This window comes from Sphingobacterium sp. R2, assembly GCF_040760075.1.
GTDB lineage: Bacteria > Bacteroidota > Bacteroidia > Sphingobacteriales > Sphingobacteriaceae > Sphingobacterium.
Map to the genome: position 1 here is coordinate 3,716,704 of NZ_CP142884.1, position 18,343 is coordinate 3,735,046.

Below are 18,343 nucleotides of genomic sequence, written 5' to 3' on the forward strand. Positions count from 1 at the left end.
AGTTAAGAGAGAAAATGAAAAAGCAGTTTTGTGTATTGGCCACTATTGTTGGTTTTGTAGGCTTACTTTCGATGAAAGATCGACAGCAAGCCTTTGATGATGAGATACAGCTATATTATAGACGACCGGTGGACGAATGGCCAAAACCAACAATAGATATAGGGGTTCGTTGGAGTGAATTCAAGTCTCTTCCCAAGATCGATACCGGCTATTTTTCTTTAATGGAAAAGCCTGATGTGAAGTTGGGAAAATATCTTTTTTTTGATCCCATTCTATCGGGGAGTAATCAAATATCCTGTAGCAGCTGCCATAACCCGCAAACTTCCTGGGCTGACAAGCTTACGGTACCAGTTGGCAATGATCATCTAGAGGGCACCCGCAATACTCCATCTTTGCTCAATGTGTATGCGCGCAAGGAATTGTTCTGGGACGGCCGCGCCGGTTCATTGGAGGAACAAGCGTTGGGTCCTATTGAGGCACATCACGAAATGGACATGGAACTGACGAAGCTGATTCCCAAGTTAAAGGCTATTCCTGCATACAATAAGTTATTTATAGCGGCCTTCGGTGAAGAAGATTACTCCATGCCAGAGGTTCTAAAAGCACTCGGCGCCTTTCAGCGGACACTGACAAGCAGACGAAGCCGTTTTGATGAGTTTTTAGATGGCAATTATAAAGTGTTGTCTGATCAGGAAGTTCGCGGTCTTCATTTATTTCGTACCAAAGCGCGGTGTATGAATTGTCATAATGGTCAATTTTTTACCGATGATCTTTATCATAACATTGGACTCACCTATTACAAACGGAAATATCAGGATCTAGGTCGATATGAGATCACAAAGGATCCTGCCGATGTAGGACGTTTTCGCACACCATCTCTGCGCGACGTGATGAATACCGATCCGTGGATGCACAACGGGCTGTTTTGGAATATGACCGGGCTATTGAATATGTACAATCGTGGTATGCAGATGAATTCCGCTACTACAGAACAGAAAGCAGAAGATCCACTTTATCCTGTAACTGATCCATTGATGCAACCTCTACATCTGACGAAAGGTGAAATAAAAGATATTGAGTCCTTTTTGCACGCTATTACAGCGACCTCTTATCGTATGCGCCGTCCAGAAAAACTACCAAGATAATTGTCTATCGAACAATGCTTAAGCTGATTTTGGATACTTTTTGGAATGGTGTACGTAAAATTAGATTAGCGTTGTCGGTAAAATCTTATTCTTTCGGAGAGAAAATAACGAAGTGTATAAGGTAATGGTTTATGGTAAGTGGAACGGTGTCAATGTTAACCTTTACTTTTTAGATGAAATATCGTGACCTCTGGCAACATTCCTAATCTGCTCGGATAGTCTAGATAGCCAAAACCAGCGTTTACATAGAGTGCCTGCTGTCCTTCATGATATAAACCTGCCCATTCCTGGTAAGCATATTTCACTGGACTCCATTGATAATTTGGGTTGATATAACCAAATTGTCCGCCATGAGTATGGCCGCTAAAAGTAACATCGATATTGGGATATTTGGGGATGATTTCAGCTCGCCAATGTGAAGGATCGTGTGAAAGCATGAAGTTGACAGAAGATGAATTATCAACCTTAGCCATTGCCAAATCGATGTCACCATAATTCTTAGGGTTATTTAACCCCCAGTTTTCCACGCCGATAATTGTAATTTTATCATTGTTCACTACAAGTTCTTTTGATTCATTGAGAAGCAGTTGCCAGCCCAATTGACTGTGAATGCTTTTAAGCTCGGCGAAGTTCTGTTCTTTTGTTAATCGACTTTTATCAAAAAAATGATGTCTATTGAAATGATAGTCTCCATAATCATGATTACCGAGTATAGAAAATGTTCCTAAGGGGGCGTTGAGGTGTTTGAATACGTCCAAATAATGATCCATTTCGGATGCAAAATCATTGATTAAATCTCCCGTGAAGAAAATGATATCAGGATTTTCCCCCAACAGCAAGTCAATGCCCCTTTTCACTTTATCCTGATTGAAAAGACTTCCTGCGTGTATATCAGAAATCTGAGCAATAGTCATTCCATCGAAAGATTGTGGTAAATGTGGTAAAACTAAATCGATATGTTTAATTTGATAGTCATACAAATTTAATGCAAATCCACGGGAAAGCGCAGTGATAGGAACGCTGGCCAGAGCAAGACCACTTTTGATTATAAAATCAGATCTTGTAATGGATAGTGTATTTCCATCTTTTTCAGATAATCGTTTAGGTCTTATAAAGAGATTCTTGAACACAGTGGAAGCACGCCACATTGCATCAATTCCAATAAAGAAGAGAACTATAATTTTAGCAAACAGTAAAGTGATAGGAAAAAATACCGGACATGCTGATGCGAAACTATTCCATTTAAAAAATAAATTGAGAAATATCGAGAGATAGGATAGCAAACTTAAAGACCACCAAACTCGTTTAGCAAAAAGTTCATTTGATTTCCAGATTGATAATCTCCGTATTCTCAGTAAAATCAATAGATCTACAGCTAGAAAGAATGAAATAATTTTTAGGTAGGTGTAAAACTGTTGGATCATAGTTATTAGGTTAAAATAATGTTGAAAAATAAATAAATCTATTTATTAAAAACGATATTCCCTTAGCTACTGTTTGGTTTCAAAAGAGATTTGAACGTCTTAGTGTACTAAATTTAGGGAAAAGTTCTGACTGTTCAGGCGACATACCTGGTTTGGACAACAAAAATAAAACAAATAGCGACAGCATATTTACAGGTTAGCGCAATACTTGCGAGCTGAACGACGGAAATTTATTATAAAGTTAAAAATAAATTGGCCACTAAGCAGTTACATTACTTATTTTTACAATATGACGCAAATAGATTTTCCAGAAATAGTATTAAAAGAGGTAAGACAAAGTCTAATTAGTACTAAAACCCGTGTCTCTACTGCCGAAAGTGTAACTGCAGGATTTTTGCAGTTAGCATGCTCGCAGATGGAAGGAGCAACAGAAATTTTCGCTGGCGGTGTTACAGCCTATTCTATTGATACCAAAATTAACACACTTGAAGTCGATGCGGAGCTAGCGGAAAGGTGTGACTGTGTATCGCCAACAACAACAGAAGAAATGGCACTAGCGGCGGGCAGAATGTTCCATACAGATTGGTCGGTTGCCACAACCGGATACGCAACCGTAGTCCCTGAATCAAAAGGCAAATTGTTCGCATTTGTCTCTGTTGCATATAAGCAGGAGATCTTATTGACATCAAAAATAGAGTTGAGTTCGACTATAGGGATGCAGGAAGCTCAGTTTAGGTATAGCATCAAGGCGTTAGAAATTCTAAATACGCTTTTAAAAAATAAAGGTTCTCAGTGATTACTGAGAACCTTTATTTTTATGCTTCTCTTTTCAAGTCAAAAGAGACATATTTTTCATAATCGACTAATGACCTGACTGGTGTGGCTAAACTTTGAAGGAGATCGATGTACATTTTTGCTACTTTCTTCCACACAGTCTGCTCACCGTAACTGCGCGCTTTAAACCGATGCCAAGCTAAAAGACGTTTTGAAGAGTACAATAAATTGATATTAGCACGCATTGCTTCTAAATCGTTAAAAGGCGTCAATATACCGCGTTCATCTTTTAATAAATCGCTGGCATGCCAATATGGTGTAGAGATAACAGCAGCACCTGCTCCCACAGCGAATGACAGTGTTCCACTGCTGATTTGCTGTTCGTGAGGGTAGGGGGATAGATAGATATCGCACGCGGTCAGATACTCTTTCAATTCTTCATCTGTCAGAAATTTATCAATAAAAACAACTTTATCTTCCAAATTCAGTTGACTGATTAAATTTTGCAATTCAAAACGATAGGATTCTCCCTCATGAGCCAAAACATTAGGATGTGTCTTTCCGATGATCAGATATTTGAATCCAGGTAGATCGGTACCAGCTAGGGATTTTATAGCATACTCCAATCCTTTACTCCTCCCAATCAGGCCGAAGGTCATCATGACAAAATTGTCTTGGAGACCTAATTTGTATTTTGCTAAACCTTGATTGTAATCAAACAGCGGAACACCATGTGGTATAAATTTAATCTTACCCGCTTGCGCTGGATCAAATTGCTCTTTCAATAATTCGACCCCTTTCGGTGAAAGACTTACAACTGCCTGGGATTTCTCTAAAAGTAATTCCATAATTTCTTTTTGCTGCAACGATGGTGTCTGCAAAATAGTATGAAATATTGTTAACAATGGTATGGTGAGGTTGTTTGCAATTTGTGTAATAAAAATACCATCAACACCGCCAAAGATTCCAAACTCATGTTGAATAATACAATAGTCGTATTCCTCATTGATAAGGCGGGCCGCTTGATGATAACTGTCCAGTCGATCTCTATGAATAACAAAGCGAACAGATTCGTCGAAATCCTCTACTCCATGTTTTGATAATGCGATAAGATCAATATGGACGCTAGGATCTAACTCCATACCTTCTTTAAGGTCTTTGGTAAAGGTAGCCAGTCCACATTCTTGTGGTGGGCATGTACTTATAATTGCTATTTTTTTCATAAAACTTAACCCTCCTTACTTGTATTTTGTACTTCTTTAACTGGAAGATCGAGAATGGCCATTAGCAACAAATAATATCCCTTTTCCAATCCTATTTTTTTTGCTTTTATATCAATATTTTCCATATCAGTACGCGATTTTGAGTGTAATTATTTTGATGAGGATAAATCAAAATTTATACCCAAAGACAGTGTGTAATGGCATATCCGTACTTTTTTACTTGAAATAGCGTAGCATAGTGATGCAACTACCGTAAAATTCAATATAACTCCGTATTTATAGCGTAGTAAAACTTGTTTTTGTCTTTGTAGCCATTCAACATTGACGTCAATACCTAATATCAATTGATAAGACATGTTTGGATGTAGATTTTATAATACGATAATATCAGAAATTTTCAAACAATTTTGACCTTTGGCTCGTTGTGTTTTCAGTTAACATACTTAGTTCATGAAGATAGCAACTTATAATATAAATGGTATCAACGCGCGGCTTCCAGTCCTTTTAAGATGGTTGGCAGAAGAGTCGCCAGATGTGGTTTGTCTTCAAGAACTAAAATCGCCCCAGGAGCGTTTTCCGTTGAAAGAGATAAGTGATCTTGGCTATCATGCCATTTGGCATGGCCAGAAAAGTTGGAACGGAGTTGCGGTGCTTTCGAAATACGAGATTGAAGAAATCACAAGAGTTCTCCCCGGAGATCCTGAGGATAATCAAAGTCGATATTTGGAAGTCATAATCCAAAACGTTGTCATATGTTGTATTTATCTACCGAATGGCAATCCTCTCCCAGGGGCCAAATATGATTACAAATTAAATTGGATAGAACGGTTGAACAAAAGGTCTAAAACACTTCTTAAGATGAATGTACCGGCTATTCTGATCGGTGATTTCAATATTATTCCAGGAGAGATAGACACCTATAAGCCAGAAAAATATAGCGATGATGCACTCTTTACAAAAGAAGTTAGGGATGCTTTCAGTCTACTGCTAACAGATGGATGGCAAGATGCTATACGTTCACTTTTTCCAGATAAGGAAGTTTATACCTTCTGGGATTATTTTAGGCATGCCTATGCTCGAAATGCAGGGATGCGTATAGATCACATTCTTTTGAGTCCTTCGATTCAGGCTCGGTTAATGGAAGGTGGTATAGATCGGGATGTTCGTGGATGGGAGAAGAGTAGCGATCATGCCCCTACATGGATTAGATTAAATAATAACACGAATGGCTAGAAAACTTAATTGTAGTGCGGGACTATTATTGTATAAAGTGTATGAACAACAAATTTATTTTTTCTTAGTACACCCTGGAGGACCATATTTTGCCAAGAAGGATGGGGGTTATTGGACTATTCCGAAAGGAGAGATCGATATTGCCGAAGATGCCCTCACAGCTGCCAAAAGAGAGTTTATGGAAGAAACAGGATATGTGCCTGATGGAAAGTTTATGGAATTGCGTCCTATTCAACAGAAAGGAGGAAAAAAAGTATTGTGTTGGGCAATTGAGGGAGATATGGATCCGCATAAACTCATCAGCAATACCTTTGCATTGGAATGGCCTCCTAGATCAGGAAAAATACAAATTTATCCTGAAGTGGATCGTGGCGCCTGGTTTACATTCACACAAGCCATCAAAAAGATAAACCAACGGCAAATCGATTTTTTAAAGCAAGTTATTGCTAATGTATTTTAACTCTGTATCCAAAGTCTTTTGCTCTGCGACGCATCATCAAGAAAATTTTTAAGAATTTCGCGTTATAACATATTTATGAATTATATTTGATGAATATCGCTCATTGAAGACGGGTCAGGTAAACAAAGGAACACAATGTGATAATGAATGAGCAGATAACGTTCAAAATTAGGGATTGGAATAAAGTATGGAAAACAAAACGGTTTTCATTTGTGATGATGATAGCACAATAGTTGACATGTTACAAATGCTTTTGGAAATGTCGGGTTACGACACAATTGTTGAGACAAATAGTCTTAATGCCTTAGAAGTGATCCGGGAAAATAGACCCGATGTCATTTTATTAGACCTATGGATGCCGATGCTTTCTGGAGATGAGTTGACAAAAAAAATTAGAGAAGATGAAGAACTGAAAGGACTGTTTGTAATATGCATATCCGCCAGTAAGGATGGAAAAGATGTGGCATTTCGAGCAGGGGCTAATCGTTTTATAGCAAAGCCATTTGATATCAATGACCTGCTAGAAGCAGTACAAAGTTCATCAAATGTCGATAGATAATTGCATAATTTAAACTTCGTTTTACCATAAAAATGAAGATGTCCTGCAATTAAAATTAATCTGCAAGACATCCCCGATATCACAATTATTGTTATTATTTCTCCGCCGTATTAAAGAGCAGCTTTTACTGCGGCGATACAGTCGGATTGATATTTCATGATATTATCTTTATCCGAAGCTGATATTTTACCGTCAGCAACACTTTTTTCAATTTCGTTTTTGATATCTAATAACGATTTTTCTTTATCCAATGCTTTGTCAGCGGTTTCAGCATTGATACGTTCTACCCAAGTTTTTCCAAGTTTTGTATAGAGCTCTTTTGCTTTATCATTGGAAAGAACAGGCGCAGCAACCGAAGCTATAGCAGCGTTTGCCGCTGCTTTATCCGAATAGACCATTGCTTCGGCATCCTTTGTAGCAGCGTCTTCAGAAGTCTTCATCGCTTCTTCGTTCGCATCTGCCGCTTTTTCTTCCGCATGTTCCATATTTTCAGCCGCCTTTTCCTGTGGCGTCTGGTTATTACACGATGCTAACAATGTTAAAGCGGCTAGGGATGCAAATAATGTTTTGTTTGAAATCATAATATTCTTTATTTAGTGAAGTTTTTTAAATAACAAGATTTATCTGTAAATAGTTTTCTTTTTTATAATTTAACGAAGGTTTTAATTAACGATAGCCTATTAATGGTATACCGAAAGTTGTTTTTTCATCGTCTTACGAATAAAATGGATACGTGTTTTGATCGTTCCCTCGGGCATATTCATATATTCCGCGATTTCATAGTATTTAAATCCTTCCAGAAACATATTAAAAATTTCATAATTTTCATGTGAAAGTTGATTTAACGCTTTCTGAATATCATCTAAAATAAACTTAGTTGTGCTTGCATTTGTCGAAGTAGATTCATTCATTACAAGGGACGCATACTCATGATGATAATTTTCGGTCCTTTTCGTTTTTCTATAATGATTAATATAGATGTTCCGCATGATTACGTATAACCAAGAACCTACTTTTGGATTATGCATCAGCTTTTCAATTGATTTTAATGCATTAACCATGGTGTCCTGTATGAGGTCATTCTTAATCTCAGGATCCGAGGTGAATTGTGAAGCGAAATTTTTGAGCAAACCTCTCTTTTCTCTAAAAAATGAATTTATTTCGATATGTTGCATATTGTTATTTAATAATCTTAATGAATACTGGTCAGTCAGTACAACAACAGTGCAGTTTTTTGTCAAAAATGCCTATTTATAAGCTTCTGCACTATCTTCAAGTAAATATTACGGGATATGTGATTTATACTTAAATTTGCTTAGGTATTCTGATTATGAGTGTTATAGATGCTGTAATTTTTTCCATTGTTTAAAAACATCCAAAAAACAAAACCGTATAAAACTTTTCCGAGTAGCGTTTTATCGCTCAACCAGTTTATCAACGTTATTTATACGCTGACAAGTTGAAGGAACAACGTAATCGGATCGCTAATTTCATATACTTGTCTAGTTTGACAAATATCGAACTAGACAAGTATCGAACGTTCTTAAAAGGATTAATAGAATGAATAAATTTGAGGTGGGTGGTGCAGTGACTGTATATACTGAATAGCAGCAATTCGGGCTTGTTCTAAAATTGTGAATTGCTGCTAATAGATTTAAATCATTGCGCTATACAGAAGAATGCTGCAGGGGGGCGAATAAACACCTATTTCAATTTTTCCGATTTCAATTTTCCTGACTACGGAAAGAATGCTGTTGATTAGAATCCTGTCGAACAAGTCTTTCAGTGGTTTCTCAAGATGGAGTTATAGCTGTGTGATCGGCAGTATGATATTTTAGATTCGTGTTAAAATTTTTTTCTGCCTTTTCTATCTCTCTTTCGCTTACTATTTTTCGCAGTGATTGGCTTGAAAATCTATTTTTGTTTTTGGTGTAATGAATTTCAATTCCTTCTGAAACACAGTAATCTCTCCCTGAAAAATCTACAGCCTTATACTCTTCACCTATAAAGTATTTGTGTACAGGAAGCGACTGAAGCATATCCGTAATATCATCATCAGACTCATACGGAATAATCTCGTCAACAAAGTGGCAGCCTTCTAATTTGATAAACCTTTCAACCATAGTTTGTGCAGCATCATGATTATCGTTTTCTTGTATTTTTGAGTCTGTCTTAAGACCTACAATAAGATAATCGCATTGACTCTTAGCTTCCTGAAGGGCCACAATATGGCCTACATGCAACATGTCGAATACCCCAAATATAATACCTATTATCATATGTTAATTGTTAAATTATGCATTTATCCGCTTCAAAGCGTAATTTGGTGCCTCATTTATACTCACTACAGCACCTTTGTTGTTTTTTTCTTTGGATGCAATTATTTTCCGTAAAGACGAACTCGAAAATCTATTTTCCCTTCTGTTGAAATATAGTTCTATCCCTTTGTCTTCGCAATATTTTCTGCCTGTAAATGCTTTATCCATATATTCGTCTCCCAAAATGCGAACATGAACCTTGAACGATTGTAATACATCTTCTAAGTCCTGTTCAGTAGCATATGGTATAATCATATCAACGTGCTTGCACGCTTTCAACTGCATATAGCGTTCAAATACAGATTGGGTCGGCTTATTCTTTTCTGGGCGATCGAGAGTAGGATCTGTTTGTAATCCGCAGATCAAAAAGTCGCATTGTTCTCTGGCATCTTCGAGCATCTTAATGTGACCTGCATGAAGCAAATCAAAAGCAGAAAACGTAATTCCTATTTTTTTCATGTGTATAATATTTTTTAAACTGCAATTATTGAAGAAGTACTGTAAGAACGCAACTCACGCAAATTCGTTTTAATTTTAAAATGTTTTTTTGCTTTACCGTTTTTTATAAATCATAACCTTTTTTTCTTAAAAATCCAATGAACTAAAATTGGCGAAAGATGTTCTGATTTAAAAAGATATCAGCAAGCCATGCACACAACTAAAAAAGTGTCTATTAATACGCCACATACCACATACAGGATTCAGTTTCATAAAGATTTCAACTTCTCAGACTTCAAAAGTGTAATTCCTTATCTCCGAGATCTAGGTATAGATACAATTTACGCTTCACCTATTTTCCAGTCGACTCCTGGGAGCATTCATGGCTATGATGGTGTAAATTTTAATCGGATAAATAACGAGTTGGGTAATCTAGAAGATCTGAAATCGATTAAGGATCTATTGAATAAATACCAAATTAAATGGTTACAAGACATTGTTCCAAACCATATGGCATTTCATCCAACAAATGAATGGCTTATGAATGTTCTGGAATTTGGTCAATCATCGAAATTTAGCACTTTTTTTGATACCTGTTATAGTGCAGGTTTGTTTGAGAAGGGCAAGTTGATGGTCCCTATATTGACAGATAATCTGGATGAAGCGATTTCAAAAAACGAAATCATTATCATTTTTTTGGATAATAGTCTTCAGCTGTCTTATAAGGGAAACCATTACCCAATTTCTCCTGAATCTTATAGTGTTATCCTCAAGGATTATTTACAGGCTACACCATCTAATTTTGAGGGACTTTTGACTCAGATAAATACCGTTCAAGCCGATGGAGATCATGAAGAATGGAAAGTATTGCGTGCTCAAATTTTTAATAAACTGACGAAAAGAAAGTTAAAGAAAATTCTCGATCAATTTAATAGTAATTTGAATGATGTTGATGCGTTGGTCAACGCTCAACATTATGAACTTTGCCCTTGGTGGATCACAAACGAAAAAATAAATTTCAGACGTTTCTTTACAGTAAATGAACTCATTTGTTTAAATGTACAAGATGATAATGTATTCAATGAATCCCATAAGCTGATAAAAACACTGGTTAAAGAGGGAGTGATTGACGGATTGAGGATTGATCATATCGATGGACTTTACAATCCGACCGCCTATCTGTATAATTTGAGGAAGTCTGTTGGCTCAGCGACATACATAGTTGCTGAGAAAATATTGGAGCATGGAGAAGTGCTACCCCATGAATGGCCAATACAGGGAACAACAGGGTACGACTTCTTATCGATGTGCAATAATGTCTTAACATCAAAATCTGGAAAGAAAATTTTAGATAAATATTATACGAAATTAGTTGGCAAAAATTCATCTATTGCGGAACAACAATATTTAAAAAAGTCTGCAATTCTCAATAAACACATGCAGGGCGAGCTTGGAAACCTCACAAAGTTACTGTCAAGTATTTTACGTATTAATAGCAAAGTTAAAAAAAAACAGCTAAAAGATATTTTACAATCATTCTTATCATCTTTTCCAATTTACCGCGTTTACGATGATCACTTTCCGTTGTCTGCATCAACCTACAAATTGTTTTTATCAATTTTTGAAAAATTAACGCATATTTCTGAGCTTGACCAAACTCTGGTTAATCAGTTCAAGAATCTCTTTGAACAGGCACAGGTGAATTATCAGTCGGAAACCCAAAGTGATCTGTTAGAATTTTTCATGCGTTGTATGCAATTGACAGGTCCTGTAATGGCGAAGGGGGTGGAAGATACTTTAATGTTTACGTATAACCGCTTTATTGGCCATAATGAAGTGGGCGATCATCCAGGGAATTGGGGTGTGAGTAAAAAGGAATTTCATAAAATGATGCAGGAGCGCCAGATGAACTGGTCTCTGTCAATGAATGCAAGTTCGACTCACGATACCAAACGCGGTGAAGATGCGCGTAGTCGTCTTTTAGTACTAACCGCTATGGCGCAAAGGTGGATTAAAGAAGTGAAAATCTGGCACGATGTCGTCCGTAGCGAATATCCAAGAGATCTTCCGCATCCAAATGATGAATACTTTATCTATCAGTCTCTGGTCGCTTCTTTTCCCATGGAACAGAGTGATTCCAATATATCCTTAGCATTTGAAAAGCGCTTTTTAGACTACTTGGTTAAATATCTCCGAGAGGGGAAAGAACGATCTAGCTGGGAGAGTCCAAATGTGGACTATGAAACTTCTGTTCAGGAGTTCGCCACTTTCCTGCTGGACAAAGACCGTCCATTTTTTACCAGCTTTTATCAGTTCTTAGAAGTGGTGGCCGATTTTGGTGTCATAAATTCGCTTACTCAGCAAATTTTAAAGTTTGCTTGCCCTGGCGTACCTGACATCTATCAGGGTTCAGAGCTTTGGAACCATAGTTTTGTCGATCCGGACAATCGAAGACCCATAGATTATACGCGTAGGAAGGAGATTTTGTCTGCTATTGAAAATGGGGATAAAAAGATACTTATCCAAGATCTATGGAAAGATAGGTTTGATGGAAAAATTAAATTATGGTTAGTAAAAGAATTGGTGAAACTGCGTAAGGAACACCGTGCGCTCGCATCAGATGGTAGTTACATACCCCTTAAGGTAACTGGTCGCTTTCGTAATAATATTTTAGCATTCGCGCGTAGATCGGGTGAGGAATGGATAGTTGTAGTTGTTCCCTTAAATCTCGCAGAAACCGGCGATATCTCAGAATTTGTTGTTGGTTCGTTTGATTGGTCTGATACGAAAATTCATCTGTTATCAAACCATTCCGTGGCCTGGAAGCATATCCTTACGGGATCACAGGGCGAAGGAATGGACATTGCTGTCAATACGATATTTTCGGATCTTCCAATGGCCATCATAAGTTATACGGATTGTCCACCTCAGCGGAGCTCGGGCATTTTGATGCATGTTAGTTCAATTCCATCTCCTTTCGGGATAGGAGATTTGGGCGCAGAAGCTAGACGATTTGTGAAGCAACTTTACCGAAGCGGTCAAAGCTGGTGGCAAGTTCTTCCATTGGGCCCTACGGATGCTACACAATTCCATTCCCCTTATAGCACGCTGAGTAGCAGGGCCGGAAATCCATTATTCATAGATCTACGGGAGATGATAAAATTAGGTCTGCTCCAAAAGGATGAAATAAAACACTTAAAAAGTAAGGTATCGCCAACGATAAATTTTGCTGAAGTAGTTTTGGAAAAATACCAACTATTGGAACATGCCTATAATCGTTTGCCAGCTCATAAAGGATTTGAATTTTCCGATTTTATAGATCGCGAATCGAAATGGTTAAATGACTATGCACTTTTCAAGGTTTTAAAAAATAAAAATGGAAATAAACCGTGGTATGAGTGGCCAAAGCCTTATAAACATCGCGAAAGTGCCGCGCTGACCAATTTTGCTGCTGAATTTCAAGATGAATTACAACAAGAAAAGTGGTTCCAATTTCTATTTTTCAAACAGTGGGATGACTTAAGAAAATTTGCTCGGGATTATGGCATCAGACTTATTGGTGATATTCCATTTTACGTAGCCTACGATTCAGCAGATGTGTGGGTGAATCCACACTATTTTTCCTTACAACCAGACGGAGATATGAAATCTGTTGCAGGAGTACCTCCCGACTACTTTAATGCTGAAGGCCAATTATGGGGAATGCCAACTTTTAATTGGGAATCTCTTCAACATGATGGATACCAATGGTGGATTGATCGGCTAGCGCACAACTGTTCGTTGTTCGATATTTTGCGATTGGATCATTTTAGAGCATTTTCATCTTATTGGGAGGTTCCTAGTCAAGAGGACTCTGCAAAGAATGGAAAATGGTTGGCTGGGCCTGGTGAGGCTTTCTTTGAGCAAGTTAAGATCAATTTGGAAAATATGCCCTTTATTGTGGAGGATCTCGGTGATGTCGATGCCGCGGTATATAATCTTCGCGATCGATTTAAATTTCCCGGTATGGCGGTACTGCAATTTGCCTTTGGCGAGGATATGTCCCGATCACCTCACATTCCACATCAGTATCTTCGAAACTCAGTTGCTTACACCGGTACACATGATAATGATACTACATTGTCTTGGTACAATCAGGACCTAAGTCTATCGAGCAAAATAAATATGAAAAACTATTTTGGAAAAATAGTTGATAGTGAGAATGTAAATGATGTCCTTATTCGGTCAATTTATGCCTCTGTAGCGGATAAGGTTATAGTGCCGATGCAAGACATTTTAAATCTTGATGGATCATGTCGTATGAATAGGCCAGCCAGTACTGTTGGTAACTGGCTATGGCGCATGCACAAGCGAGCATTTACATCCGAAATTCAAGAAAAAATACTTAATTACAATAGATTATATAATCGTTAAACACAAAGATGGAAACAAAAATTTATACCGGAAATCCTTACCCTTTAGGAGCAACCTACGATGGGGAAGGAGTGAACTTTGCACTCTGCTCCGAACACGCTGAGGCTGTTGAACTTTATCTCTATGATAATTCAGATGAGCGAGAAATCGCTAAATTTAAAATCACGGAGAAAACACATCAAGTGTGGCATATCTATGTTTCTGGAATAAAACCTGGACAACTTTACGGTTATCGAGTACATGGCCCTTATGACCCATCAAACGGACATCGCTTCAACCCACATAAATTATTGATCGATCCATATGCAAAAGCAATTTCGGGAACCGTTAAATGGAATGATGCTTTATTTGCCTACAAAATAGGAGAAGATGACTTAAGCATGGATACAACTGATAGTGCTCCGTTTATTCCTAAAGCTGTCGTTACAAACGACAAATTTGACTGGGGTAGCGATAAGAAACCCAATATTCCTATGCATAAGAGTGTGATTTATGAAACACACGTAAAAGGCTTTACAGCAATGCACCCCGATATTCCTCAAGAAATAAGGGGAACCTATGCCGCAATGGGTCACCCTGTTGCCATAAATTATCTGAAGGAATTAGGTGTTACAGCGGTAGAATTATTACCAATTCATCACTTTTTGACGGACCGTCATCTAAAGGATAAGGGGCTCAGCAACTATTGGGGTTACAACAGCATCGGGTTTTTTGCACCAGATGTGCGCTATTCCGCCTCAGGCTACCATGGAGAACAGGTTTCGGAATTTAAAGCGATGGTTAAAGCGCTGCATGAGGCAGGGATAGAAGTTATTTTAGATGTGGTGTACAATCATACCGGAGAAGGTAACGAAATGGGACCAACACTCTCTTTCAGAGGTATTGACAATGCCTCTTATTATCGATTAGCTGACGACCCTCGTTATTACATGGACTTCACCGGAACAGGCAATACACTAAATACCCGCCAACCAAATGTACTAAGGATGATTATGGATAGTCTCCGTTATTGGATTCAAGAAATGCATGTAGATGGATTTCGATTCGACCTGGCTTCAGCATTGGCGCGTGAACTGCACGAAGTCGACAAATTGAGCTCTTTTTTCGATGTGATCCATCAAGATCCAATCATCTCGCAGGTTAAACTGATTGCCGAACCATGGGATATCGGAGAAGGGGGATATCAAGTTGGCGAGTTCCCTCCCGGCTGGGCCGAATGGAATGGAAAGTATCGCGACTGTATCCGTGATTACTGGATTGGAGCAGATAGCATGATTGCCGAATTCGCAAACCGACTTACTGGTTCTTCTGATTTATACCATGGCGACAACCGGACCCCTTCGGCCAGTGTCAATTTCATTACCGCACACGATGGATTTACGCTTCACGATCTCGTATCCTATAACGAAAAGCACAATGAGGCAAATGGTGAGGACAATCAGGATGGAGAGAGTCATAACCGTTCTTGGAACTGTGGTTTCGAAGGACCCACAGATGATCCAGCGATTAATAGCTTAAGGGAGAAACAGAAACGAAATATGCTGACAACATTGTTTCTTTCTCAAGGGGTTCCCATGCTTGTGGCTGGCGACGAATTTGGCAGAACGCAGCAGGGAAACAATAACGCGTATTGCCAGGACAATGAGATTTCGTGGTTGGATTGGACTAAAATGGATGAAAAGCAATTGGATTTCACCAAAAAATTAATCCATCTTCGTAGCAAACATCCTGTATTTTGTCGCCGAAAATGGTTTCAAGGATTACCTATTCGCGGTACAGGTGTTGAGGATATTGTATGGTTTTTACCTGATGCATCCGAGATGGACGATCATCATTGGCAGGAAGATCATGCTCGTTCACTTGCTGTATATTTAAATGGTGAAGGTATTAGATCAGTTGATAACGACGGAAAGAAAATTGTGGATGCAAGTTTTTACCTCTTGTTTAATGCGTATTGGGAAGAGGTATCATATCAGCTTCCAAACGAAAATTATGGAACTGGGTGGATTAAGATCTTAGATACGAATAACGATACGATAGAGAATTTCGGAGAGTTTGCTGCGGGTGATACTGTATTGGTTCCGTCACGTTCCATCCTGTTATTTCAATCCCAATAATAGACTGGATAGTGTATGAGCAAGACCGAAATTAAACATGTAGGCGTTCGTTTTGAAGGCGAATCATGTCAAATCTGCGTATGGGCACCAATAGCAAAAATTGTAATTTGTCGATTGCATGACAAAAACTTGGAAATACCCCTAAAACCACAGCAATATGGCTATTGGTATGCAGAGAGTACGTTAATAACTCCTGGAGATCGGTATAAGATCGATGTGGACGGAAACGAATTCCCAGATCCGGCTTCACTTTCCCAGCCTGAAGGAGTGCACGGACCATCAGCGGCAATGGATCTCCGATTTAATTGGACTGATCAAGACTATCAGCCTCCTAAAAATTCCGAGTTCGTGATCTACGAAGTTCACGTCGGAACATTCACTTCATCTCACGACTTTGATGGTGTCATAAAAAAAATTCCGCACTTAAAGGATTTGGGTATAACTGCGATAGAGATCATGCCTATCGCACAGTTTCCAGGAGTGAGGAACTGGGGGTACGATGGGGTTTTCCCGTTTGCAGTACAGCATTCCTATGGAGGAGTCTCTGAATTTCAGCGGCTTGTGAATGCCTTCCATGCAGCTAATATAGCTGTGATTTTGGATGTGGTCTATAACCATATCGGACCTGAAGGAAATTATTTTTCGAATTACGGACCATATTTCACCGACAAATATCATACGCCATGGGGTGATGCTCTTAATTACGATGATCGTTTCTGTCATGGGCAGCGGGATTTTGTAGTCAATAACGTCCGTATGTGGTTTGAAGACTTTCATATTGACGCTCTTCGACTCGATGCGGTGCACGCGATTAAAGATTTTGGAGCAGTCCACATCCTCCAGGAAATCCGAAAAGAAACGGACCAAATTATCATCAAGTCAGGTAAAAATCGCTTTTTATTCGTTGAGTGTGATCTCAATGATAGGCGATTCTTAGATCCATTGACAAAAAATGGCTTTAATATGGATGCACAGTGGCTAGATGAGTTTCATCACGCCTTAAGAGTGTCGGTGGGCGAACCGAAAAAGGGATATTATGAGGAATTTAATGGATTGAATGATTTGGCAAAAGCCTATGAGAAAGCCTATGTTTTCGACGGCAATTACTCTTTCCACCGGGAAAAGTTCTTTGGAACAGACAGTTTTGGTCTCGAAGGGCCTCGCTTCATCGTTTTTTGCCAAAATCATGATCAGGTCGGTAATAGAATGCTAGGAGACCGTGCGGTGACGATTTATTCTACAGCAAAAGCGCGTCTCATGGCTTTTGCCGTGTTTATGTCTCCCTACCTTCCTTTACTATTTATGGGTGAAGAGTGGGGGACGGAAAAACCTTTTCCATATTTTATAAGTCATGGCGATCCTGAGCTTGTGCAACAAGTTAGGGAAGGTCGGAAGAAAGAGTTTGAAGATTTTCTTACAAATTCCAATGTCCCAGATCCACAGAGCGAAAGTACATTTAGAGAGGCTGTATTGGATTGGGAAGAGCTCAATAGCGAACCATATCGACAACGTTTATTGTATTACAAATCTTTAATAGCATTGCGAAAAACGCACCCGTTGCTAAAAGATATACAACGGAATGAGTTAACGGTCAAATGCATCGAAGATAGAAAAATCCTTCTGCTTCGGGTGCAAAAAAAGGAGCGGGCTATCGTAGTAATCATGAACTTCTCCGACATTATACAGCGCGTAAATTTACCCGAAGATCTCAAGTGGCGATTGATATTTGATACTCATGAAACGCAAGATGAGCTTATTGTTGATACTAACGAGCACGCAATTACAGCCTATTCCTTATCACCATGGTCTGGGTACGTTTTTAGTGCTCAATAGGTTATTTTAAAAATTACAGCACTTATCTGAGCGAACAAAGGGCATACAGAGATAATCACAAATTTCAAACAAAGTATTTATTACTGTTGTTTACTATCAAAGACGGCTTGTCCAGCCATGAAGAAAGTTTAAAAGCTAGGTCCTTTCCAACCTAGCTTTTTCTCGCTTTAGCGGTTCCCGTAATGTACATATAATTGCTAAAAAAGTTTTAACAGTAGTCTTGGACGAGAGGCAACCGCGGCAATAGATAAGTACATAGAAAGCCAATAAAGAAGTGAACCCTTTTCTATGATGACCTTAAAATCCACTTTTCCCAGATAAATTTTGCCGCTTAAATGATGTTAATGAGAAATGATCTTTCGAAAGATAGGATACCTAAAATGTCAAAAAAATATGATGTTATGTA

14 protein-coding genes are annotated in these 18,343 nt (G+C 38.5%); 8 read left to right on the top strand and 6 right to left on the bottom strand.

Features of this window, described 5'->3' with window-relative positions; genetic code table 11:
• The first annotated feature begins 14 nt into the window (after positions 1–14).
• Entirely contained in the window at positions 15–1,145 is a 1,131-nt protein-coding gene (locus tag VXM68_RS15345; RefSeq protein ID WP_367209259.1) for a cytochrome-c peroxidase, read from the top strand.
• A gap of 155 nt (positions 1,146–1,300) precedes the next feature.
• Here the strand turns inward: VXM68_RS15345 and VXM68_RS15350 are convergent, their stop codons facing one another.
• Entirely contained in the window at positions 1,301–2,569 is a 1,269-nt protein-coding gene (locus tag VXM68_RS15350; protein ID WP_367209260.1) for a metallophosphoesterase, read from the bottom strand.
• A gap of 289 nt (positions 2,570–2,858) precedes the next feature.
• On the opposite strand from VXM68_RS15350, the gene VXM68_RS15355 reads away from it, so the two are divergent.
• Positions 2,859–3,365, top strand: a complete 507-nt coding sequence (locus tag VXM68_RS15355) for a CinA family protein (RefSeq protein WP_294186375.1) — start codon at positions 2,859–2,861, stop codon at positions 3,363–3,365.
• 19 nt (positions 3,366–3,384) lie between these two features.
• Here the strand turns inward: VXM68_RS15355 and VXM68_RS15360 are convergent, their stop codons facing one another.
• Positions 3,385–4,566 (bottom strand): glycosyltransferase, encoded by a 1,182-nt coding sequence (locus VXM68_RS15360; RefSeq protein ID WP_367209261.1) that lies wholly within the window; start codon positions 4,564–4,566, stop codon positions 3,385–3,387.
• Positions 4,567–5,016: 450 nt separating this feature from the next.
• Between VXM68_RS15360 and xth the strand changes: the two genes are divergently transcribed.
• The 3 genes from xth (at position 5,017) to VXM68_RS15375 (ending at position 6,818) form a co-directional block, all read left to right on the top strand.
• Entirely contained in the window at positions 5,017–5,799 is a 783-nt protein-coding gene (gene xth / locus VXM68_RS15365) for an exodeoxyribonuclease III (protein WP_294349828.1), read from the top strand.
• Positions 5,792–6,259 (top strand): NUDIX domain-containing protein, encoded by a 468-nt coding sequence (locus VXM68_RS15370; RefSeq protein WP_294186369.1) that lies wholly within the window; start codon positions 5,792–5,794, stop codon positions 6,257–6,259. Before xth ends, VXM68_RS15370 begins: the two co-directional genes overlap by 8 nt.
• A gap of 187 nt (positions 6,260–6,446) precedes the next feature.
• On the top strand, positions 6,447–6,818 hold the full coding sequence (locus VXM68_RS15375) for a response regulator (protein WP_293952736.1): 372 nt from the start codon (positions 6,447–6,449) through the stop codon (positions 6,816–6,818).
• 110 nt (positions 6,819–6,928) lie between these two features.
• Here the strand turns inward: VXM68_RS15375 and VXM68_RS15380 are convergent, their stop codons facing one another.
• From VXM68_RS15380 to VXM68_RS15395, 4 genes are all read right to left on the bottom strand, one after another.
• Positions 6,929–7,399 (bottom strand): hypothetical protein, encoded by a 471-nt coding sequence (locus tag VXM68_RS15380; RefSeq protein WP_294349834.1) that lies wholly within the window; start codon positions 7,397–7,399, stop codon positions 6,929–6,931.
• 99 nt (positions 7,400–7,498) lie between these two features.
• Positions 7,499–7,993 (bottom strand): sigma-70 family RNA polymerase sigma factor, encoded by a 495-nt coding sequence (locus tag VXM68_RS15385; protein ID WP_293952739.1) that lies wholly within the window; start codon positions 7,991–7,993, stop codon positions 7,499–7,501.
• A gap of 618 nt (positions 7,994–8,611) precedes the next feature.
• Positions 8,612–9,097 carry an adenylyltransferase/cytidyltransferase family protein gene (locus tag VXM68_RS15390; RefSeq protein ID WP_294186366.1) on the bottom strand — a complete coding sequence of 162 codons (486 nt, stop codon included), beginning with the start codon at positions 9,095–9,097 and terminating at the stop codon, positions 8,612–8,614.
• Positions 9,098–9,112: 15 nt separating this feature from the next.
• Positions 9,113–9,595, bottom strand: coding sequence for an adenylyltransferase/cytidyltransferase family protein (locus tag VXM68_RS15395; protein WP_293952743.1), 483 nt, complete (start codon positions 9,593–9,595; stop codon positions 9,113–9,115).
• Positions 9,596–9,784: 189 nt separating this feature from the next.
• Here VXM68_RS15395 and treY point away from each other — a divergent pair, with 189 nt between their 5' ends.
• From treY to treZ, 3 genes are read left to right on the top strand one after another with little or no spacing between them, the layout of a single operon-like run.
• Positions 9,785–13,987 carry a malto-oligosyltrehalose synthase gene (treY, locus tag VXM68_RS15400; protein ID WP_367209262.1) on the top strand — a complete coding sequence of 1,401 codons (4,203 nt, stop codon included), beginning with the start codon at positions 9,785–9,787 and terminating at the stop codon, positions 13,985–13,987.
• A gap of 8 nt (positions 13,988–13,995) precedes the next feature.
• Complete coding sequence (gene glgX, locus VXM68_RS15405; protein ID WP_294186362.1) at positions 13,996–16,104, top strand: glycogen debranching protein GlgX; 2,109 nt, start codon at positions 13,996–13,998, stop codon at positions 16,102–16,104.
• Between the two features lie 15 nt (positions 16,105–16,119).
• Positions 16,120–17,937, top strand: coding sequence for a malto-oligosyltrehalose trehalohydrolase (treZ, locus tag VXM68_RS15410; protein ID WP_294186360.1), 1,818 nt, complete (start codon positions 16,120–16,122; stop codon positions 17,935–17,937).
• Positions 17,938–18,343: the final 406 nt, after the last annotated feature.